Here is a 20,827-nt window from a genome sequence, read left to right on the forward strand (position 1 = left end):
ACACAATGCCAGGAGCGAATCATGGATCTCGGAATTGCCGGCCACTGGGCCATCGTCGGTGCCGCCAGCCGGGGACTGGGAAGGGGCTGCGCGCGGGCGTTGGCGAAGGAAGGCGTCAATCTGGTCATCAATGCGCGTGACGCGGACGTCCTCGCCGCGACGGCGCAGGAATTGCAGTCGCTGAATGGCGATATCGAGGTCCGCTCCGTTGCCGGTGACATCGGTAACGAAGCGGTACGCTCGGCCATTCTCACTGCCTGTCCCCAAGTCGATATTCTCGTCAACAACAACGGCGGTCCCCCGCCGGGCGATTTTCGCGATTGGACTCGCGGTGATTGGCATGAGGCCGTGGATGCCAACATGATCACGCCGATCGAGCTGATCAAGGCGACGGTGGATGCCATGGCCTCGCGGGGCTTCGGGCGGGTCGTCAACATCACCTCGGGGGCGGTGAAGGCACCGATCGATACGCTCGGCCTGTCCAATGGCGCACGCAGTGGATTGACCGGGTTCGTCGCCGGCCTGGCCCGGCAGCCCCAATTGGCCAGCAACAACGTGACGATCAACAATTTGCTGCCCGGCGCCTTCGATACCGAACGCCTGAGAAGCGGTCTCGATGCGGCGTCGAAAGCCTCGGGTCAAGCCGTCTCACTCATCAGGGAGCAACGCCTGCAAGGCATTCCCGCCCGACGTTTCGGCAATGCCGATGAGTTCGGCGCATTTTGTGCGTTTCTGTGTAGCAAGCACGCCAGTTACCTGACCGGACAGAACATCCTTCTCGATGGCGGCGGTTATCCTGGCACGTTCTGAGGCGAAGCGTCGGCCGAAAATGCGGCTTCAACAGTATCGATAGCTAACAAGCGAGTGGAGCGGAAAATGACCTACGATGACGATAAACAAATGTTTTTGCAGATACGTGAACAGTTATCCTCTTCTCTCATAGGAGACATTCTCGACACCCTGGGATTCCAGCAACAATTTCTCCCACCCCAGGTCCGCGCGTTGGTTCCAGAACGCGTCCTGGCGGGGAGAGCGATGCCCGTTCTGGAAGCCGACTACCCTGCCGTCGATACGGAGCCCGGCATCGGCCCTTTGAGCCAGAAGCCGTTTGGTTTGATGCTGGAAGCCCTGGACAGCCTACGCCCCAACGAGGTGTACATCGCCTCGGGAAGCTCGCCCCGATACGCATTGTGGGGAGGGCTGATGACGCAGCGCGCCATGCACCTGGGCGCAGCAGGCGCAATTCTCAATGGCTACTCCCGTGATACTCACGAAATCCTGTCGACTCCATTCCCGGTCTTTTCGTGGGGGAGTTACGGCCAGGACCAGGGCCCCCGCGGGAAAGTCATCGACTACCGGGTGCCGATCGAGGTCGGTGGCGTCAGGGTCAGTCCAGGCGATATCGTCTTCGGCGATATTGACGGCGTCGTCGTCATACCCAAGACGATAGAAAAAGAGGTCATTAGCCAGGCACTGGAAAAAAGCGCCTCGGAAAACAAGGTCCGAGACGCCATCGTCAACGGCATGAGCACGCAAGAGGCCTTCAGGACGTTCGGTGTCATGTAGAGGCCTTCACACGCACCCTCGACGCGGCACGTTCCCCGTCGACATGACGCCGCACCGGGCTACACGGCGTCGGCCAGGGCCGGCGCGAGCCGCCGCAGGCGAGAGTAGACAAAGGCATAGATGACCAGCGCCACCAGCGACCCCGCCGCGCCCAACAGCATCACCGCGGAATAGCCCAGTTGCTGGCTGAGCAGGAAGCCGGCGGTCGCCGGCGCGGCGGTCTGGGCCAGGCCCTGGGCGGCCGGTACCAGCGCGGCGTAGCGCCCCGAGCCGTCGATGTGGCTCAGGGTGCCGAGCTGGAAGATGTCGGTGAACAGCCAGGCGATGCAGAAGCCGAAGGTACCGATGACGAAGGTCGTCGCGCCGATATCCACCGCCAGCAGGCCGAGCACGCCGGCCATGCCGGCGAGCGCCGCCATCAGCACCCGTGACTGGCCGGCGCGATTGCTCAGCCACACCGCCGCGACGCAGCCCGCCAGGGTGAAGACGTTGCCCAGCGTCAGCACGTTGGCGATGAAGGCGTCGCCCAGCCCGGCATCGACCCCGGCGCGCTCGATGAAGGCCCAGAACGAGCCGATGGTGATGTAAAAGCACGACACCGCCAGCAGACAGGCCAACGGCAGGTAGGTGGGCAGTCGCGGCTTGGGCATGTCGCGATCTTCGTTCTGCGCAACCGTGGGTTTCGCCGGTGTGTGGGGATAGAGAAACGGAATCACACCGAGGCACAGCGCGAAGGCCACGCAGAACGCCAGGAAGATGCCGTCGATGCCCCAGGTGGCGGTCAGGCTGGGAATGGTATAAAGCTCGATGGCGTTGATCGCCACCAGGCCGAACATCATGATGCTGAAGTTGCGCCCGGTCTTGCTGGTGATGGCCAGGCAGGCGATGCCGGTGGAGTAGCAGATGCCGCCGCCGAAGCCGGCGATCAACCGTACCACCAGCAGCGATTCGAAGGCGTGGAACTGCGTCGACAGGTAGTTGGCACCGATGGCGATCAGGATACCCGCCGTCGCAAGGACGCGCCGATTGACCCGCGATACCACCGCCGCCGTGAACAGCGACGCCAGGAACATGCCGCCGAGATCTGCCGAGGCCATCCAGCCGACCTGCTGCGGGTTGAAGTGCAGGTAATCGGCGAGCGCGCCGACCATCAACGGCATGCCCATGACCACGGCGTTGCCGACGAAACTGATCGCGACCGCGGCGGCGATCGCCACCAGGCTGTCGACGCCGAACCGTGCAGGCTGCGGAGAATCCTCCAGAACCGTCGTTTGACTCTTCATCGCTGAGACCTCTCTGATTGTCGCTTTTGTTTTCGGTGTCAGCCCCCGCCCGTGCGGACAGGCGGGGCCAGGACGCCTCGCACGAGGGCGTCTTTCCCGTTGACGGGGAGTGTTGCTCAGGACATGGCGCGTTCAGTTCGCCGGCGGCGTCGGCGCATACTGCGGCATGGTGATGCAGGCGACGTTGCCGCCGCCGAGCAGGATCTCCCGCGAGTTCTCGATGCCGACGATGCGGTGGCGCGGAAACAACTCGGCCAGGGTGGCCAGGGCGATGCGATCGCTGGGATCGTCGAACAGCGGCACCACGATCGCCGAGTTGCCGGCGTAATAGTTGATGTACGAGGCGCAGATGCGCGTGCCGGCCTCGCGCCGGTGCGTGCCCTCGATGCCGTCCAGCCCTGCGGCCTCCTCCGCCGTCCATTCCAGCGCGCGCGGCTGGGGCAGCTTATGCACGGTCAGCTCGCGACCGCGCGCATCGCGGGTGCGACGCAGGATGTCGTAGGTCTCCTGATAGATCTCCCACTGCGGGTCGTCGCGGTCGTCGGTCCACTGCATGACGACCTCGCCGGGGCGCACGAAGCAGGCCAGGTCGTCGATATGCCCGTCGGTCTCGTCGAACTTGCAGCCGCGCGGCAGCCAGATGACCCGCTCGGCGCCGAGGTAGTCCTCCAGGTGCCGGGTGACCGTCTCCTTGCCCAGGTGGACGTTGCGGTTGCGATTGAGCAGGCACTGCTCGGTGGTCAACAGCGTGCCCTGACCGTCGCTCTGGATGGCGCCCATCTCGGCGATGAACGGCGCCCGGTAGCGGTCCAGGTTCTCGATCTCGAGGATCTTCTGGGCGATCTGGTCGTCCCGGTCCCAGGGGAAGTAGAGCCCGCCGTCGAGGCCGCCGTAGGCGTTGAACTGAAAGTCCACGCCGCGCACCTCGCCGGTCGCGTCGTTGACCACGAAGCTCGGCCCGCTGTCGCGGAACCAGGCGTCGTTGGTGGTCATCTCCACCACCCGCACCGAGGGCGGCAGCAGGCGTCGGGCATTGGCGTATTGCGCGGCGGAGGCGCACACCGTGACCGGCTCGCTTGCAGCGATGGCGGAGGCGATCTCCACCCACACCCGCTGCGCCGGCTTGGCACCGTTGCGCCATACGTCGGGGCGCTCCGGCCAGCCCAGCCAGCAGCCGGCCTTGGGCTCGAACTCGCCGGGTAGGCGGAAACCGTCGGCCTTGGGAAGTGAAGAGAGTGACCTGGGCATGAGCATCCTCGTCGATTGTCGTGGTGGGATAACTCGATGCTAGGCCCGGCTCGCGGCGGCGAGCCAACGACGATTATTACTTGTTACTTGAATTAAATTCAGGGATTCGGCTCTGGTATTTGGTTCAGGGCGCCGTCAGTTGCTCGGTGCACCAGGCGATAAACTGCGCCACCGCCGGTTTCTCGAGCCGCTGGCGATCGCACACCAGGGCGTACTGGCCCAGCGAGGTGACGCTTTCGGCGAAGGGCCGCACCAGCCGGCCCTGGGCGAGGTCCTCGGCGGCGGTGAGGTCGTCGCCCAGCGCGATGCCCTGCCCGCGCGCCGCCGCCTCCAGGGCTAGGCCGGCGTGGCTGAAGTGCAGATGGCGGTCGGGCTGGATGTCGCCGGCATGGGTGGTCAGCCAGGCCGTCCAGGTCTTGCCGTCCTGGTCGTCGTGCAGCAGGCAGTGGCGCGCCAGATCGACGGGATGCGCCAGGCGCCCGCTGTTGAACAACCCGGGGCTGCACACCGGGAAGAAACGCAGCAGCGGCAGCGGCCGCACGAAGTAGTCGCTGGCATCCTCCGGACCCGCGCCATAGAGGATGGCGATGTCGATATCCGGATCGATGACGGACGACTCATAGGCCTGGTCGTGGATGTGCAGGGTGACGTTGGCGTGATAGGCGAAGAAATCCGCGAGCCGGCCGATCAGCCACTTCTGCGCCAGTTCGGCGGTGATCGCGACGCGCAGCACCGCCTGGGTGGAGGGATTGGCGATGGCCTCGCAGGCCTCGCCGACCAGCTCGAAGGCCTGCTGCAGGCTGTGCAGCAGGCGCCTGGCCTGGGGCGTCGGGCGCATATGGCGGCCCTGGCGTACGAACAGCGTCGTGCCGAGCTGTTCCTCGAGCAGACGGACCTGGTGACTGATGGCGCTGTCGGTGACGTTCAACTCGTCCGCCGCGTGCCCGAAGTGGCCATGGCGAGCGGCGCACTCGAAGGCGCGCAGGGCGGTCAGGGAAGGCAGGCGACGCATGGCGGTACCTCCAAGCGGAATCCATCCGACACTTATATAAAAAAGCCGGCCCCCGGAGAATGGGGCCGGCAAATCCGTGGAGTTCAGTGTCCACGGCAGCGCTCGTGGCCGCTACTGCCAGGGTGCGAAATCAGCGGCCATGTACACCACATCGCCGCCGACCATGGTCATCAGCACCTGGGTTTCGGATATGTCGTCGCGCGGGATCTCGAACAGGTTGCGATCGAGAATCAGCAGATCGGCCAGCTTGCCGGTCTCCAGCGAGCCGGTGATGGTGTCCTGGTGCATGGCGTAGGCGGCGTTGAGGGTGATGCCGCGAATCGCCTGCTCGAGCGTCAACGCCTGGTCGGGATTGAGGGCGCCGGCGTACTGCGGGAACTGCGGCCCCCAGTCGGCCTCGCGCAGCACCGCGGCCTCGATGGCGAACCAGTGATCGAGCGGATCCACCGGGTAATCGCTGCCATAGGCGATCTTGGCGCCGGCGGCGGCGAGATCGCCTTCCGGCTCGTAGCCCTGCCAGCGCTGTGGCCCCAGGTAGGGCTTGACCGCGTCCGTCGAATCCGGCGCCGGCTTGGCCCACTGATACGACATCACCGGCACCACGCCGAGCTGCGCAAAACGAGCGTGATCGGCGGGATCGACCAGTTCGGCATGGGACATCAGCGGGCGCGAGTCGCCGGACTGGCCATAGCCCGTCTGGTCGGCCTCGATGCCATCGTTCTCGCGCAGGGTCTCGAAGGCATCCAGGGTGTTGCGCACGGCGCGATCGCCGATGGCGTGGATCTGCGTCTGATAGCCATGCTCGGCGAAGCGCGTCGCCATGGTGCCGAGCGTCTCGGCGTCGATATAGGCTTCGCCGCGCTTGTCGCCGGGCACCCAGCGCGGATCGTCCGCGCTGCCCACGTTGACCCGATAGGGCTCGAGCAGCGCCGCCGTCTGGGTGGGCGCCTGCAGGATGCCGTCCGCCATCACCTCGCCCACGCCGTCGATCGACACGCCGGGCTCGGGCACCAGACGCGGGCCCTGCTGTTCACCCGGCCGCCAGGCGCGGACCTGCAGCGGGATCTGCTCGGGATGCTCGAAGGCGTCGCGTAGGGCGTCGAGTTCGGCGATGAAGGCTGTCAGTTCCGCGCCGGTCCTGGCCCCGGAATCGATGAGGAAGTGCGCGCGGGCCGGCAGCTCATGCCGCTCGCGCAGTTCGGCGAAGGCCGCGACGGTTTCGCGGGTCTCGCTCTGGGCCTGGAAGCTGGTGATGCCCTCCTCGATCAGCGCCTGCATGCCACGCCTTGCGGCCTCGATGGGGTCGACCGCCGGCGGTGCCGGCATCGCCTGACGCACGAGTGCTTGGGCGCCGTCATACACCCAGCCGGTGGGCTCACCCGCCGCATTGTGTGCGATGACGCCATCGCTGGGGTTGGGCGTTTCGGCGCTGATGTCGGCCAGCTCGAGCGCCCGCGAATTGGCCAGCGCCGCATGCCCCCACACGCCATTGACGATGATCGGCCGGCGGGTATCGAGACTGTCCAGCACGGCCTTGGTCACCGAGGTGCCGGGCGGCGTCAAAAACTGCACGTACCAGTGATTCACCACCAGCCAGTCGTCCGCTCCCGAGCCGAAGGCCGGATTGTCGAGGCACGCCGCGATGCGCGCCTTGAATTCGTCGACCGTCAGCGGCTGGTATTCGAGATCGCACTGCGGCTGCCCGGCGGTGATGCCGTGAATGTGGGCGTCCTGCAATCCCGGCATGACCATCTTGCCGCCAAGGTCGATCACCCGCGTCTCGGGGCCGATGAAGGCGTCGACCTTCGCCTCGCCGCCGACGTAGACGATCACGCCGTCGCGGATCGCCAGCGCCTCGACGGTGGGGTTGCTCTCATTAACGGTATAAATGTAGCCGTCCCGCAGTACGGTATCGGCGGCCTCGGGCGCACCGGGCTCGACACCGGCGCAGCCGGCCAGTGTCGCCAGCGATCCGGCGAGAAGCGCGCCCCGCGCCGCGATGAAACCATGATTTCCTGTTGGCATGTTGTTGTTCTCCTTCGGATTGCTTGCAGATACGTTCCTTAGGCGCCGGCCTTGGCCAGCAGCGCATCGGCCAGCACCTGACAGCCCTGGGCGCAGTGCTCGGGGCTGGCGTACTCGGCCTCGTTGTGGCTGATGCCGTCGCGGCAGGGAATGAAGATCATCGCCGTGGGCGCGACGCGCGAGACGTACACCGAATCGTGACCGGCGCCGCTCAACATGCGCCGGTAGCTGAAGCCGTGGGCGCGGGTCGCCGCCTCAACGGCGTCGACGCAGGCGGCGTCGAAATTCACCACCGGCGACTTCCAGATGCGCTCGGCACGCGTGGTCACGCCGAAGGCCTCGCCGCACGCGGCCAGTTCGCGCTCGAAGCGGCTTTCGAGGGCGTCGAGCTCGGCCTCGTCGACATGGCGCAGGTCGACGGTGAGCGTCACTTCGCCGGGGATGACGTTGCGCGAACTCTGGGGGATGTCGAGACAGCCGCAGGTGACCTTGGTGTCGCCGCTAGCATCGCTCAGGGCGCAGGACTGCAGGCGATCGATCAGGTGGGCGGCGGCGGCCAGGGCGTCGTGGCGCAGGCGCATCGGCGTGGGGCCGGCGTGGGCCGGCTGGCCTTCAAACGTCACGTCGTACCAGCGCATGCCCTGCACGCCGGCGACCACGCCGATACTCTCCCTCGCCGCCTCGAGTACCGGGCCCTGTTCGATGTGCAGTTCGAAGAAGGCGTGCAGGCGCGGCTCGCCCACCGCCATGTCGCCGGCGAAGCCGGTCACCTCGAGCGCCTCGCCCAGGCTCACGCCGTCGCGGTCCTTGCGTGCCAGGGTCGACTCGACGCTGAACTCGCCGGCGTAGGTGCCGGAGGCGACCATCGCCGGGGCGAAGCGGCTGCCCTCCTCGTTGGTCCACACCACCAGCTCCAGCGGGCGCTCAGTGACGATGCCCTGCTCGTCGAGGGCGCGGAACACCTCGAGACCGGCCAGCACGCCGAGAATGCCGTCGAAGCGCCCGCCCTTGGGCTGGGTGTCGAGATGGCTACCGGTGGCCACCGGGTCGAGATCGTCGCGCTTGCCGGCACGGCGGATGAACAGGTTGCCGACCCGGTCGACGCGCAGCGTGCAGCCGAGCGCCTCGCACCATTCGATCAGCTGGCGCCGCCCGGCGGCGTCTTCCTCGGTCAGCGCCAGTCGGCAGTTGCCGCCGCCTGCGGTGGGGCCGATCTCGGCCATGGCCATGAGCGAGTCCCACAGCCGTTCGGAATTGATGGTGACGCTGCTCATGGCGTGCCTCCAGATTGTTGTTGGGATCGTGACTCGACGATAGGCGGGCCGGGGCAGACGGCGATATACCCCAATCGGGATATGTCGACGTCACCCGAGAACTGGCTAGGCTCGCCTTACTCAGTGTTAGACGGCTCAGCGTAAAACGCTCGCGACAACAAGAGGGCTCTTCCCATGACAGCGACGACACCGGCAACCCAGCGTCACGACGGCCACTCCGCCCAGGAATACGATCCACAGGCTCTTTGGCAGAAGGACAAGGATCACTTCATCCATCCGTTCACCGATTTCAGCGTGTTCAAGGAGCAGGGCTGCGATCTGATCACCGACAGCGACGGCATCTACGTGCAGGATGCCCACGGCAACCGCTTCATCGACGGCATCGCCGGGCTGTGGTGCGTCAACGTCGGCCATGGCCGGCGCGAGATCGGCGAGGCGATGGCCGAGCAGGCCACGCGCATGGCCTACTTCTCGACCTTCAACAACCTCTCCAACGTGCCGGCCACGCTGCTCGCCGACAAGCTCGCCGAACTGGCGCCCGCGCACCTCAACCACGTGTTCTACAGCTGCGGCGGCTCGGCGGCCAACGACGCCACCATCCGCCTGGTGCACTACTATTTCAACCGTCTCGGCAAGCCGGCGAAGAAGCGCATTTTGTCGCGCAACAACGCCTATCACGGCACCACGTATCTCGCCGCGACGCTGACCGGCATCGCCAGCAACAACTGGGAGTTCGATACCCTCGATCATCTGGTCACCCACCTGAGCGAGGCCAACTGCTATCGCCGCCCCGAGGGCATGAGCGAGACCGAGTACTGCGATCATCTGGTCGGCGAGTTCGAGGCGACGATCGCCGAGATCGGCGCCGACAACATCGCCGCCTTCATCGCCGAGCCGATCATGGGTGCCGGCGGCGTGCTGGTCGCGCCCAAGGGCTACCACCAGCGCATGCAGGCGGTGTGCCGCGCCAACGACATCCTCTACATCGCCGACGAGGTGGTCACCGGCTTCGGCCGCCTGGGGCATTTCTTCGCCTCCGAGGCGGTGTTCGACACCCAGCCGGACATCATCAACTGCGCCAAGGGGCTGTCGTCCGGCTATGCGCCGCTGGGCGCGACGCTGATCTCCGACGAACTCTACGAGGTACTGTCCACCCCGCAGGGCCCGGGCGGCGTACTCAGCACCGGCTTCACCTACTCCGGCCATCCGGTCAGTTGTGCGGCGGCGCTCAAGAACATCGAGATCATCGAGCGCGAGGGCATTTGCGAGAACGTACGCGAGGTCGGCCCCTATCTCGAGGAACGCCTGCGCTCGCTCTCGCACCACGCCACCGTGGGCGACGTACGCGGCAGCCACTTCATGATGTGCCTCGAAAACGTGGCCGACAAAGAGACCAAGGCGCTGCTGCCGGTGGAGGCGCGGGTCGGCGACCGCGTGGCCTTCGAGGCCCAGAAGCGCGGCCTGATCATCCGCCCGGTGGGGCATCTGAACATCGTCTCGCCGCCGCTGATCTGGACCCGCGACGTGGTCGACGAGGTCGTCGCCATTCTCGACGCCTCGCTGAGCGCGACGACCGAATCGCTCAGGGCCGATGGCTTTTTATGATGTGCCGGCGGGCCGCTATGCGGCCCGCCGTGTTGGTGTAGTGAACGCTTGAACCGACAACGATAAACGAGACACCCATGGAAACTTTCGGCCTCTGGAGCCTGTTCCCCACCCTGGTGGTACTGGTGATGGCGATCATCACCCGCCGCACCATCGAGTCGCTGATGACCGGCGCGCTGATCGGCATGCTGATGCTTGACCCCACCAGCATCGTCACCCAGGCCTCCGATACCCTGCTCACGGTGCTCGGCAATGACATCGTGACCTGGATCATCCTGGTCTGCGGGCTGTTCGGCAGCCTGATCGCGCTGCTGGTGCGCACCGGCGGCGTGCTGACCTTCGGCGACATGATGACCAAGCGCATCCACAGCCGCCGCCGGGGTCTGCTGACGACCTGGATACTCGGCCTGGTGATCTTCGTCGACGACTACCTCAACGCCCTGGCGATCAGCGCCTCGATGAAGAAGATCACTGACCGCTTCAAGGTTTCACGCGAGATGCTAGCCTATGTGGTCGACTCCACCGCCGCGCCGATCTGCATCTTGGTGCCGTTCTCCACCTGGGCGGTGTTCTTCGCCGGTCTGCTGGAAAGCGACGACGCCATCGCCAGCGGCATGAGCCTGTACATCGAGGCGATTCCCTACATGTTCTATGCCTGGATCGCCGCCGCGCTGGTGCCGATGGTGGCACTCGGCTGGATTCCCGCCATCGGCCCGATGAAGGCGGCCGAGGCGCGTGCCGCGAGCGGCCAGACGATGCCCGATGGCGCCGAGGAAAACGCGCTGGAGGTCGAGGACGAGGGCCAGCGGCGCCCGCACCTGCTCAACTTCCTGCTGCCCATCGTCGCGCTGATCTTCTTCACCTGGTATTTCGACATCGACATCCTGCGCGGGGTGATCGTGGCGCTGGCAGTGACGCTGGTGCTGATCTTCAGTCAGCGCCTGATGAGCTTCCACGCCACCTTCGACACCGCGCTGGACGGCTTCAAGTCGATGCTGATGCCGCTCGGCACGCTGGTCGCCGGCTTCACCCTCAAGGAGGTCAACGACGACCTGGGGCTGACCACCTACGTGATCACCACCCTCGAGCCGCTGATGACCGCGCAACTGCTGCCCACGGTGGTATTCATCACCATGGCCTTCCTGGCCTTCGCCACCGGCTCGTTCTGGGGCCTGTTCGCGGTGGCCATGCCCATCGTGCTGCCACTGGCGGCCAGCGTCGACGCCGACATGCCGCTGGTGATCGGCGCGTTGATCTCGGCCAGCGCCTTCGGCAGCCACGCCTGTTTCTATGGCGACTCCACCGTGCTCTCGGCCCAGGGCAGCGGCTGCACGCCGATGGCCCACGCACTGACCCAGTTGCCCTACGCGTTGATTGCCGCCGGCCTGGCAACACTGGTATTTCTGGCGGCAGGCTACCTTTGAGGCTTCTCATGAACGATAACCCTACAGCCACATCGACACCGGCCGCGCTCGGCTTTTCCATGCCCGCCGAGTTCGCCCCCCACGACGCCTGCTGGATGCTGTGGCCGCAGCGCCCCGACAACTGGCGCTACGGCGCCAAGCCGGCCCAGGCCGCGTTCGTCGCGGTGGCCGAGGCCATCGCCGAGAGCGAGACGGTGTTCGTCGGCGTCAACGACGACCAGTACGAGAACGCCCGCCACCAGCTGCCGGCGCACATCCGCGTGGTCGAACTGTCGAGCAACGACGCCTGGATGCGCGACGTCGGCCCGACCTTTTTAACCCACCCGGACGGGCGGCTGGCGATGGTCGACTGGGAGTTCAACGCCTGGGGAGGGCTCAACGGCGGGCTGTATTTCCCGTGGGACAAGGACCGGCGCATCCGCACGAAGATCGCCGAAATGCTGGGTATCGAGCGCTTCATCACCCCGCTGGTGCTGGAAGGCGGCGCGATCCACGTCGACGGCGAGGGTACGCTGATCACCACCGAGGAGTGCCTGCTCAATCCCAACCGCAACCCGAACCTGGGCAAGGCCGACCTGGAGCGGCTGCTGGGCGACTTTCTCGGCATCAGCAAGGTCATCTGGATTCCGCGCGGCTGTTACCAGGACGAGACCGACGGCCACGTCGACAACCTGTGCTGCTTCGTCGCCCCCGGCGAGGTCGCGCTGACCTGGACCGACGATACCAGCGACCCGCAGCACGCCATCTCGCGCGAGGCGCTGGAGATATTAGAGAACGCCAGCGACGCCCGGGGCCGCACGCTCAGGGTCCACAAGCTGCCCCAGCCGGGGCCGCTGCACATCGCCGATTCCGAAGCCAGCGGCGTCGACCGCCTGAGCAGTTCGCGGCCGCGCCAGCCGGGCGATCGCATGGCCGGCTCCTACGTCAACTTCTACATCGGCAACGCGGTGGTGGTGATGCCCAAGCTCGACCCGGCCCATGACGACGCGGCCAAGGCGATCCTCGAGGGGCTGTTCCCGGGTCGCCGGATCGTCGCCATCGACGCCCGCGAGATCCTGCTTGGCGGCGGCAATATCCACTGCATCACCCAGCAGCAGCCTCGCGCCTAGCGCTCCGCCGAAGCGGCCCACAAATTGACGCCGCCTTCCACCGCGTAGCGGTCGATCTCGGCGAGTTCCTCGTCACTGAAGTCCGGATGCTCCAGGGCCGCCACGCTGTCGACGATTTGCTGCGGGCGGCTCGCTCCGACCAGCGCCGAGGTCACCCGCCCCCCACGCAGTACCCAGGCGATGGCCATTTGCGCCAGGGTCTGGCCGCGACGCCGGGCGATCTCGTTGAGCGCCTGCACGCGCTCGAGGTTGTCCGCCGACAGGTGCGTGTCCTTCAGCGTCTGTCCCCGGGCGGCACGGCTGTCATCGGGAATGCCCTGAAGATATTTGTCGGTCAGCAGACCCTGGGCCAGTGGCGAAAAGACGATCGACCCCGTGCCCAGCTCATCGAGAGTATCGAGCAGGCCGTCGTCCTCGACCCAGCGGTTGATCATCGAGTAGCTGGGCTGGTGGATCAGGCATGGCGTGCCCAGCGAGCGCAGAATCTCGACGGCCTCGCGCGTGCGCTGGGCATTGTAGGAAGAGATGCCAACATACAGCGCCTTGCCCTGGCGCACCGCCTGGTCCAACGCACCCATGGTCTCCTCGAGCGGGGTCTCGGGGTCGAAGCGATGTGAGTAGAAGATATCCACATAGTCGACGCCGAGTCGCTCGAGGCTCTGGTCCAGGCTGGAGAGCAAATACTTGCGGCTGCCCCATTCACCGTAGGGCCCAGGGTGCATCCAGTAGCCCGCCTTGCTGGAGATCAGCAGTTCATCGCGGTAACCGGCGAAGTCGGTCTTGAGAATTTTCCCGAACAGTTCCTCGGCACTGCCCGGCGGCGGGCCGTAGTTGTTCGCCAGATCGAAATGGGTGATGCCGAGGTCGAACGCAGTACGACAGATATCGCGGGCGTTGTCGGCATGGGCGTTCTCGCCGAAGTTCTGCCACAGGCCCAGCGATAGGGCCGGTAACTTCAATCCACTGCGGCCACAGCGGTTGTAACGCATGCGTTCATAGCGACTATCCGAGGGGAGATAACTCATGGTGGCGTCCTGCGCTTTGCGGTTGTCGATCCCACAGTATGCGCAGGTAATTGCGCAAGAAAAACCGCTAGTACGGGTCCACGCTCGTGAGACCGTCATGCACTGCATGTCGCGCTGGCCAGGCTAATCACCCACCGTCAACGCCGTCGATCCGCGTCGGCGAATTACCTGTCTCGGATAAAAAAACACCGTTTTGCAATTAACCGCCACGTCTTCTACGCTTTGAGAAACGCGGTTGCCGCCGCACGATTTTACGCTTTTGATTTCGGCGTCAGGGTCTGCCTTCGGGTGGGTCTTGGCGCTTTTTTAGCGATTCGCTTAACGGCAGAAGCTGAACCCACGCATGCCGAAGTGAAAGTGGTTGGCATGCGCGGCGTTGTAATCGGGGCCGAGCACGGTGCCGAATATCTCGCAGGCGCCCTGCTGGGCCTGCTTCAGGAACGCGCCCTCGGCATCGTCATCGCCCCAGTCCTCGAACACCTCGATACGCTGGCCATTGGCGAGACGAAACGCCGCGATATCCAACGCCTCGGCCGCGGCATGCTCGCTGCGCCGGGCATTCTCGCGATGGTAGATATTGCGGCAGGCGAAGCTACCGTAATGCTGCACGTGGGTAACGGATTGGTCGAAGATTTCCCGTGCGGTGGGTTGCAGGCGGTGGCGCTCGTAAAGCGTCCAGGCCACCGTCAGCGGACAGCTCGCGACGAAACTTCGGTTGAATGTCACGCCACTACGCTGCACGCGCACCACATTGCTCAGTGGGCAACCCGCTACCGGCGTGTAGTCGGCAAGCGGCGTGTAGCGCAACGCGTCATCGGGTAGCGAGGCCAATACCGCCAGGCAGGCCGCGCGATCGTCTTCCAATCGCTCGAGCTTCCACTGCGTCACTGGTGTCAGCGGATCGCTGATGCGTAACGGCTGCCAGGGATTCCACTCACGCGGAATCGTCCACCACTGCTTATCGAAACCGATGCCGATCACGATGAGGATTCCGACAACGACCTCGCGTGGATGAATTTTCATGGCGATTCCAACGACACGGCCCATGTATTTCGTGATAAAGACGTCATCTATCGGCCTTGATCGTCGTTGTAGGAATGTTCACGCTTCTAGCGTAGGGTATCGAATCCAACGTGAGCCACGCGTCAACGGCAAGACCAGGCGCCTCGATCGCTGCCGTTCGTACTTCTGGAGTCCATCATGTCGCTATCTTCCAGAATGCTCGCGGATTCCATTGCTGCGGGAGAAGGCGCTTTCTGGCTTTCGTGCCTATGGGCCGCGGTCTATTGCGTCGAAACCGGTCGCTATGGCCCGATCATTGGCGCTATGGTGATCGCCTGCATTGCGGTGGCTATCTGTTTTCTTTATCGTCCAGCCGCAACCCGAATGGGCCGGTATCGCGTCCGACGTAGCCGCACCGAGATGTGGTGGCAGCTCCTGGTGATACCCATGCTACTTGCGCCGGTCATAGGGATCGCGCTGGAGAGTCTGCTTAGCGATGTGACGGGCGGTATCAAGCTATGGCTAGTTACCTGGTTGTGTACGGCGGGATGGGCTTATTACGTCATTATGTCGATCGTCAAGCGAACCTTCCAACGTGTCCGGAAAGGAACCCGAGCATCAAAGACCCGCTAGGGAAACGCTGAATGAATGTCTGCACGATAGCCTGGGCGAGCGATTGAAAACACCCCAAAAGTCAGGACGGGGAAGTCCAGCTTCTGGGGCGCAGAGCAAGTTTAGCGAACTAGCCAACGGGGCCTTTTTCGATTCGAATCAGAAATCCACCACCACATCGCCCTTCGGCTTGCTACAGCACGACAGAATGAAGCCCTCGTCGATATCCTCATCGGTGATGCCGCCGTTGTGATCCATCTCTACCTCGCCCGACTTCAGCCCCACCCGGCAGGTGCCGCAGATGCCCATGCCGCAGGCCTTGGGAATATGCAGGCCGAGCTTGGATGCCGCGGCATGTACCGTCTCGCCGGGTTGGATACGCACGCTCTTGCCGGAGCTTGCGAACTCCACCTGGAGCATTTCGGCGTAGTCGATTTCCTCGGCCTCGGCCTCGGCCTGCTCGACCAGTTCCTGTACGTCTTCCTGCACGTCAAGCGGCGTGGCACCGAAGGATTCCTCGTGATAGTGGCTCATGTCGAAGCCGTTATCGCGCAGGATGCGTTTGACCGCGTTCATGTACGGCGTGGGGCCGCAGCAGAAGATTTCGCGTTCCAGGTAATCGGGCGCCATCAGCTCCAGCATCGGTTGCGTCAGAAAGCCCCGGTAGCCGGCCCAGGCTTCGCCGATGTCGTCCTTGTTCTCGCAGATCACATGCAGCTTGAACTCGGGAATCCGCGAGAACATGTGCACCAGTTCGCGATGGAAGATGACATCGCGCGGCGCGCGGGAACTGTGAACGAATTCGACATCGACATTGGCGTTGGTATCGAAGAACCAGCGGGTCATCGACATCAACGGCGTGATGCCTACGCCGCCAGAGAGAAACAGCATCTTCTCGGCGGGATAGTCCATGACGTTGAAGTTGCCCACCGGGCCATGTACCGCCAACTCGTCACCGACCTTGAGGTTGTCGTGCAGCCAGTTGGAAACCTGGCCGCCCGGCATGCGCTTGACGGTGATCGAGAAGCTGTAGGGAATCGATGGCGAGCTGGAGATGGTGTACGAACGCATGATCGACTCGCCGTCGATCTCGAGCTCCAGGGTGACGAACTGCCCCGGCTTGAAGAAGAACAACACCGGCTGCTCGGCCATGAAGCAAAAGGTGCGTACGTCCCAGGTCTCCTGAATCGTCTTGACGCAGCGCACCATGTGACGACCGTTGGTCCAGGTCTGGGTAGTGACCGGGTTGAGGAAGCTCGTTGTCATTGTCATCTCTGCCTGGCAGTGCCGTGGCTACGCCTGTGCTGGCTCGCAAACCGGGTTCACGATCCAGCGCCTTTTCATGCTCGCATTCTGAGCACGCCGCAGGCGACCGACTTGCCTGCCAGCGACATGAACATGCCTCACACATCCACCCAAGAGCCAAGGTTTCATCGCGCGCGTCGCCGTTACATCACCTTATGTCGCCGGCAGACAACTCACATTAGCGCGCATGCCCCACACTCGGCGCAATCCCAAGGCTGGCATTAGAGATTGTGGTACTCGATTCATGCTCGGCCTCTCACCACAACAAACCCCCAATGACCGTATTCGTCGTCCTCGCGGGGAGGCGGCGATTGATGAGGACCGCGACATGGACCTGATTGCCCGTTCCCAGTTGGACGATCCCCTGGTTGCAGCGCGTGAAGCGACCGCCGAGATGCTCAACCAGAGAGAGCCCAGTTTCTCGCTACCGCAGCCGTTCTACAACGACCAGCGGGTCTTCGCGCTCGACATGCAGGAAATCTTCGGCAAGGAATGGCTATTTGCCGGCATGACCTGTGAGATTCCCACCAAGGGCAGCTTCATCACCCTGGATATCGGCGACAACCCGGTGGTTATCGTGCGCGGCGCCGAAGATCGCATTCATGCCTTTCACAACGTCTGCCGGCATCGCGGCTCGCGGCTATGCATCAAGGACAAGGGCAAGGTCGCCAAGCTGGTCTGCGGCTACCATCAGTGGACCTACGAACTCGACGGTCGGCTGCTGTTCGCCGGCAGCGACATGGGCGCCGACTTCGATCTCGCCAGCTACGGGCTGAAACCGGTCAACATCCGCACGGCCGGTGGCTTCATGTTTATCAGCCTGGCCGACGAGCCGCCGGCGATCGACGATTTCCTGGTCACGCTGGAACATTATCTCGAGCCGTACCGGATGGATAACGTCAAGGTCGCCGTGGAAAGTAGCATCGTTGAGGACGCCAACTGGAAGCTGGTGCTCGAGAACAATCGCGAGTGCTACCACTGCAACGGCGCCCACCCGGAGTTGCTCAATTCACTGCAGGAATTCGACGACACCGACGACCCTCGCGCCACGCCGGACTACAAGTCGCTAGTCGCGCGCAAGCAGTCCGATTGGGATGGCGAGAGCGTGCCCTGGCAGCTCAAGCGCTTCGGCAAGCGCAACCGCCTGACCCGCACGCCACTGCTCGACGGTACCGTGTCGATGACAATGGACGGCCAGCCGGGCTGCAAGAAGTTGATGGGGCGCCTGCAAAGCCCCGACATGGGTTCGCTGCGCATCCTGCATCTGCCGAACTCATGGAACCACTTCATGGGCGATCACGCCGTGGTGTTCCGCGTGCTGCCGCTGGGCCCGCAGAAAACCGTGGTGACCACCAAGTGGCTGGTGCACAAGGATGCCGTCGAGGGCGTCGATTACGACGTCGAGCAATTGCGCAAGGTGTGGGATGCCACCAACGCCCAGGACCGCCGCCTGGCCGAAGAGAACCAACGCGGCATCAACTCCAAGGCCTACCAGCCCGGCCCCTACTCCGAGACCTACGAGTTCGGCGTCATCGACTTCGTCGACTGGTACGCGGGTCGCATGCTGACCAACCTGGGTCATGAAGCGCCATCGCTGCAACTGGCCAAAGGCTAAGCATCCTCAAGCGTCGATCTGGCCCGCCATCGTGCGGGCCTATTCGTTGGTGACGACACTCACCTGTGGCCATCCTCTCGGAGGTTCCCGATGAGCGCTTCTCGCGACCCGCTATTGCAGCCTTTCAATTTGCGCCACCTGACGCTCAAGAACCGCATCGTCAGCGCCGCGCACGAACCGGCCTATTCCGAGGACGGCCTGCCCAAGGCGCGTTATCGGCTATACCACGAGGCCAAGGCACGCGGCGGCATGGCCATGACCATGATCGGCGGCAGCGCGGTAGTGGCACCGGACAGCCCACCGGCGTTCGGCAACCTGCTGCTCTACAAGGACGAGATCGTGCCGTGGCTAGCCGAGCTCGCCGACTCCGTCCACCAGCACGACTGCGCGGTGATGTGCCAGGTCACTCATCTTGGCCGGCGCACCCGCTACAACGCCGGCGATTGGTTGCCGGTGGTCGCCGCTTCCGGCCTGCGCGAGCCGGCCCATCGCGCCTTTCCCAAGATCGCCGAGGAACACGACCTCGAGCGCATCGCCAAGGCCTATGCCGACGGCGCCGCGCGCTGCCAGGCCGCCGGGCTCGACGGCATCGAGATCGAAGCCTACGGCCATTTTCTCGACGGCTTCCTGTCGCCGTGGACCAATCGCCGTGATGACGATTGGGGCGGTGAGCTGGCCAACCGCCTGCGCTTTCCGCTGATGGTCATCGACGCCGTGCGCGCCTCGGTCGGTCCCGAATTCCTCGTCGGCATCCGTCTGGTGGTCGACGAGCTGCTGCCCCATGGCCTGGGGCGCGACGAGGGACTGGAGGTCTGCCGATTGCTCGAGCAGGGCGGCGCCATCGACTTCCTCAACGTGATTCGCGGGCATATCGACTCCGACACCGGGCTCGCCGAGGTGATCCCCAACATGGGCGCCGCGTCGGCGCCGCACCTGGCGTTCGTCGGCGAGGTGAAGCGCGCCACCGGCCTGCCGGTGCTGCACGCCTCGCGCATCAACGACGTCGCCACGGCGCGCTACGCCATCCGCGAGGGCCTGCTCGATCTGGTCGGCATGGTTCGCGCGCACATGGCCGAGCCCAACATCGCCGCGCTGATCGAGGCCGGCGACGAGGAGCGCATCCGCCCCTGCGTCGGCGCCGGCTACTGCATCGACGGCATCTATGAGAACGGCGCCGCCTACTGCATTCACAACCCGGCCACCGGCCGCGAGGCCAGCCTGCCGCACGTCATCGCCCGCGATGTCGATGCGCCACGCCACGTGGTGGTGGTCGGCGCCGGCCCGGCGGGTCTCGAGGCGGCGCGCGCCAGCGCCGAGCGCGGCCATCGCGTCACCCTGCTCGAAGCCAACGACGTCGCCGGCGGCCAGGTGCGCCTCGCCAGCTTGCTCGAACGCCGCCGCGAAATGCTCGGCATCACCGAATGGCGCCTCGCCGAGTGCCAGCGCCTGGGCGTGACGCTGCGCTTCAATTGCTATGCCGAGGCCGACGACGTGCTCGCCCTGGCGCCCGACGTGGTGATTCTCGCCACCGGCGGCCTGCCCCAGGTGCACCCGGAGCTCCAGGCCGGCGAAGCGCTGGTGCAATCAAGCTGGGATGCCCTGGTCGACCCGGTGCGCGCCGGCGAGCGCGTGCTGGTCTATGACGATCACGGCGGCTTTCCCGGCCTCTCCGCCGCCGAGCACCTGGCGTGCCGGGGTGCGCATGTGACCCTCGCCACGCCCGAACGCACGCTCGGCATCGAGGTCGGCGGCACCAACTTCCCGGCGTTTCTCGGCGCCTTCGACCGGCATGATGTCGCGATCAGGCTCAACCGCACCCTGACCCGGGTCGAACGCACGCCAGAGGGTCTCGCGTCGACGCTGACCAGCGCCTACTGCCGCGATACGCTCGAGACCCTGAACGTCGACCGGGTGATCGTCGAGCACGGCACCGCGCCGCTCGATGAGCTCTATCACGATCTCAAGCCACAGTCGCGCAACCTCGGCGAGCTGGATATCGACGCCTTCATCGCCATCACCCCGCAACGGCTGACGCGCAACGAGGCGGGGAATTTCCAGTTGTTTCGCATCGGTGACGCCGTGGCCAGCCGCAACGTGCATGCCGCGGTTTATGACGGCCTGCGGCTGGCGCTGGGTCTGTGACTGGACGCCGATGGCATGGCGTGATGGGATAGCGGCGCCTTTCCGCCCCGCTACAAGATCCCGATGAGCAAAGAATGCTGCTTATAGTGCAGGTCACTCGGCTAGACTCAAGCAATTCGTTGCGTTCAGGAGATAGAAGCTGTCATGTGGATTCAGAAAGAGGTCAAACTGAAGCCTCGTGAGAGAGGGTTCCATCTAATCACCGACGAGGTCGAACGGTCGCTAAGCGAACTCAGCGGTGTCAAAACCGGTCTGCTGAGCATATTCATGAAGCACACGTCCGCCTCGTTGACCATCAACGAGGATGCGGACCCGACGGTGCGCGCGGATTTCGAGAGATTCTTCAATCATGCCGTACCAGAAGACGAGCCTTACTACCGGCATACCTATGAAGGTAGCGATGACCTTCCAGCGCATCTGAAGAGCAGCATCCTTGGTCCAAATGTACAAATTCCTGTCACGGACGGCCGCCTTAACTTAGGCACCTGGCAAGGCATCTACCTATGCGAGCACCGCAACCAGGGTGGCGCCAGGACGCTGGTATTGACGCTGTTGGGAGCCTGATCCTTGCCGCCGCTAT

Annotated in this window: 17 protein-coding genes; 9 read left to right on the forward strand and 8 right to left on the reverse strand. The window is 64.6% G+C overall.

Translation table 11 applies throughout. The features are described 5' to 3' along the window. Positions 1-21: 21 nt before the first annotated feature. Complete coding sequence (locus BLR92_RS06275; protein ID WP_089726605.1) at positions 22-810, forward strand: SDR family oxidoreductase; 789 nt, start codon at positions 22-24, stop codon at positions 808-810. A gap of 66 nt (positions 811-876) precedes the next feature. Then, the gene (locus BLR92_RS06280) at positions 877-1,566 is read left to right on the forward strand and encodes an RraA family protein (RefSeq protein WP_089726607.1); all 690 of its coding nucleotides are present in this window, start codon (positions 877-879) and stop codon (positions 1,564-1,566) included. A 59-nt stretch (positions 1,567-1,625) separates the two neighbouring features. Here BLR92_RS06280 and BLR92_RS06285 read toward each other — a convergent pair whose 3' ends face one another. From BLR92_RS06285 to BLR92_RS06305, 5 genes are all read right to left on the reverse strand, one after another. Next, positions 1,626-2,849, reverse strand: a complete 1,224-nt coding sequence (locus tag BLR92_RS06285; RefSeq protein WP_089726608.1) for an MFS transporter — start codon at positions 2,847-2,849, stop codon at positions 1,626-1,628. A 132-nt stretch (positions 2,850-2,981) separates the two neighbouring features. Further along, entirely contained in the window at positions 2,982-4,097 is a 1,116-nt protein-coding gene (aguA, locus tag BLR92_RS06290; RefSeq protein WP_089726610.1) for an agmatine deiminase, read from the reverse strand. A gap of 124 nt (positions 4,098-4,221) precedes the next feature. Then, positions 4,222-5,109 (reverse strand): LysR substrate-binding domain-containing protein, encoded by an 888-nt coding sequence (locus BLR92_RS06295; protein ID WP_089726612.1) that lies wholly within the window; start codon positions 5,107-5,109, stop codon positions 4,222-4,224. 111 nt (positions 5,110-5,220) lie between these two features. After that, the gene (locus BLR92_RS06300) at positions 5,221-7,134 is read right to left on the reverse strand and encodes an amidohydrolase (protein ID WP_089726614.1); all 1,914 of its coding nucleotides are present in this window, start codon (positions 7,132-7,134) and stop codon (positions 5,221-5,223) included. A 38-nt stretch (positions 7,135-7,172) separates the two neighbouring features. Then, complete coding sequence (locus tag BLR92_RS06305) at positions 7,173-8,408, reverse strand: Zn-dependent hydrolase (RefSeq protein ID WP_089726617.1); 1,236 nt, start codon at positions 8,406-8,408, stop codon at positions 7,173-7,175. A 174-nt stretch (positions 8,409-8,582) separates the two neighbouring features. On the opposite strand from BLR92_RS06305, the gene BLR92_RS06310 reads away from it, so the two are divergent. From BLR92_RS06310 to aguA (BLR92_RS06320), 3 genes are all read left to right on the forward strand, one after another. After that, positions 8,583-10,013, forward strand: coding sequence for an aminotransferase (locus tag BLR92_RS06310; protein ID WP_089726620.1), 1,431 nt, complete (start codon positions 8,583-8,585; stop codon positions 10,011-10,013). Positions 10,014-10,090: 77 nt separating this feature from the next. Then, positions 10,091-11,437 carry a Na+/H+ antiporter NhaC family protein gene (locus BLR92_RS06315; protein WP_089726622.1) on the forward strand — a complete coding sequence of 449 codons (1,347 nt, stop codon included), beginning with the start codon at positions 10,091-10,093 and terminating at the stop codon, positions 11,435-11,437. An 8-nt stretch (positions 11,438-11,445) separates the two neighbouring features. Continuing rightward, complete coding sequence (gene aguA, locus BLR92_RS06320) at positions 11,446-12,546, forward strand: agmatine deiminase (protein WP_089726624.1); 1,101 nt, start codon at positions 11,446-11,448, stop codon at positions 12,544-12,546. Here aguA (BLR92_RS06320) and mgrA read toward each other — a convergent pair. Together mgrA and BLR92_RS06330 are read right to left on the reverse strand one after the other, a co-directional pair. After that, complete coding sequence (mgrA, locus tag BLR92_RS06325; protein ID WP_089726626.1) at positions 12,543-13,571, reverse strand: L-glyceraldehyde 3-phosphate reductase; 1,029 nt, start codon at positions 13,569-13,571, stop codon at positions 12,543-12,545. The two genes, aguA (BLR92_RS06320) and mgrA, sit on opposite strands and share 4 nt — an antisense overlap. Positions 13,572-13,889: 318 nt before the next feature. Beyond that, on the reverse strand, positions 13,890-14,594 hold the full coding sequence (locus BLR92_RS06330) for an extensin-like domain-containing protein (protein WP_089726628.1): 705 nt from the start codon (positions 14,592-14,594) through the stop codon (positions 13,890-13,892). 177 nt (positions 14,595-14,771) lie between these two features. Here BLR92_RS06330 and BLR92_RS06335 point away from each other — a divergent pair, with 177 nt between their 5' ends. Further along, the gene (locus BLR92_RS06335) at positions 14,772-15,206 is read left to right on the forward strand and encodes a hypothetical protein (RefSeq protein WP_089726630.1); all 435 of its coding nucleotides are present in this window, start codon (positions 14,772-14,774) and stop codon (positions 15,204-15,206) included. A 138-nt stretch (positions 15,207-15,344) separates the two neighbouring features. Here the strand turns inward: BLR92_RS06335 and BLR92_RS06340 are convergent, their stop codons facing one another. After that, positions 15,345-16,451 (reverse strand): FAD-binding oxidoreductase, encoded by a 1,107-nt coding sequence (locus tag BLR92_RS06340; protein WP_089726632.1) that lies wholly within the window; start codon positions 16,449-16,451, stop codon positions 15,345-15,347. A 367-nt stretch (positions 16,452-16,818) separates the two neighbouring features. Here BLR92_RS06340 and BLR92_RS06345 point away from each other — a divergent pair, with 367 nt between their 5' ends. The 3 genes from BLR92_RS06345 (at position 16,819) to BLR92_RS06355 (ending at position 20,811) form a co-directional block, all read left to right on the forward strand. Beyond that, positions 16,819-18,105 carry an aromatic ring-hydroxylating oxygenase subunit alpha gene (locus BLR92_RS06345; protein WP_089726634.1) on the forward strand — a complete coding sequence of 429 codons (1,287 nt, stop codon included), beginning with the start codon at positions 16,819-16,821 and terminating at the stop codon, positions 18,103-18,105. 90 nt (positions 18,106-18,195) lie between these two features. Next, positions 18,196-20,247, forward strand: a complete 2,052-nt coding sequence (locus BLR92_RS06350; protein ID WP_089726635.1) for an oxidoreductase — start codon at positions 18,196-18,198, stop codon at positions 20,245-20,247. A 144-nt stretch (positions 20,248-20,391) separates the two neighbouring features. Next, on the forward strand, positions 20,392-20,811 hold the full coding sequence (locus tag BLR92_RS06355) for a secondary thiamine-phosphate synthase enzyme YjbQ (RefSeq protein WP_089726638.1): 420 nt from the start codon (positions 20,392-20,394) through the stop codon (positions 20,809-20,811). Positions 20,812-20,827 lie beyond the last annotated feature (16 nt).

This window comes from Modicisalibacter muralis, assembly GCF_900102945.1.
In the GTDB taxonomy this organism is placed as follows: domain Bacteria; phylum Pseudomonadota; class Gammaproteobacteria; order Pseudomonadales; family Halomonadaceae; genus Modicisalibacter; species Modicisalibacter muralis.

Coding starts and splice junctions, on each gene's coding strand:
- BLR92_RS06275 (WP_089726605.1), top strand. CDS start 22: ATGGATCTCGGAATTGCCGGCCACTGGGCCATCGTCGGTGCCGCCAGC.
- BLR92_RS06280 (WP_089726607.1), top strand. CDS start 877: ATGACCTACGATGACGATAAACAAATGTTTTTGCAGATACGTGAACAG.
- BLR92_RS06285 (WP_089726608.1), bottom strand. CDS start 2,849: ATGAAGAGTCAAACGACGGTTCTGGAGGATTCTCCGCAGCCTGCACGG.
- aguA (WP_089726610.1), bottom strand. CDS start 4,097: ATGCCCAGGTCACTCTCTTCACTTCCCAAGGCCGACGGTTTCCGCCTA.
- BLR92_RS06295 (WP_089726612.1), bottom strand. CDS start 5,109: ATGCGTCGCCTGCCTTCCCTGACCGCCCTGCGCGCCTTCGAGTGCGCC.
- BLR92_RS06300 (WP_089726614.1), bottom strand. CDS start 7,134: ATGCCAACAGGAAATCATGGTTTCATCGCGGCGCGGGGCGCGCTTCTC.
- BLR92_RS06305 (WP_089726617.1), bottom strand. CDS start 8,408: ATGAGCAGCGTCACCATCAATTCCGAACGGCTGTGGGACTCGCTCATG.
- BLR92_RS06310 (WP_089726620.1), top strand. CDS start 8,583: ATGACAGCGACGACACCGGCAACCCAGCGTCACGACGGCCACTCCGCC.
- BLR92_RS06315 (WP_089726622.1), top strand. CDS start 10,091: ATGGAAACTTTCGGCCTCTGGAGCCTGTTCCCCACCCTGGTGGTACTG.
- aguA (WP_089726624.1), top strand. CDS start 11,446: ATGAACGATAACCCTACAGCCACATCGACACCGGCCGCGCTCGGCTTT.
- mgrA (WP_089726626.1), bottom strand. CDS start 13,571: ATGAGTTATCTCCCCTCGGATAGTCGCTATGAACGCATGCGTTACAAC.
- BLR92_RS06330 (WP_089726628.1), bottom strand. CDS start 14,594: ATGAAAATTCATCCACGCGAGGTCGTTGTCGGAATCCTCATCGTGATC.
- BLR92_RS06335 (WP_089726630.1), top strand. CDS start 14,772: ATGTCGCTATCTTCCAGAATGCTCGCGGATTCCATTGCTGCGGGAGAA.
- BLR92_RS06340 (WP_089726632.1), bottom strand. CDS start 16,451: ATGACAACGAGCTTCCTCAACCCGGTCACTACCCAGACCTGGACCAAC.
- BLR92_RS06345 (WP_089726634.1), top strand. CDS start 16,819: ATGGACCTGATTGCCCGTTCCCAGTTGGACGATCCCCTGGTTGCAGCG.
- BLR92_RS06350 (WP_089726635.1), top strand. CDS start 18,196: ATGAGCGCTTCTCGCGACCCGCTATTGCAGCCTTTCAATTTGCGCCAC.
- BLR92_RS06355 (WP_089726638.1), top strand. CDS start 20,392: ATGTGGATTCAGAAAGAGGTCAAACTGAAGCCTCGTGAGAGAGGGTTC.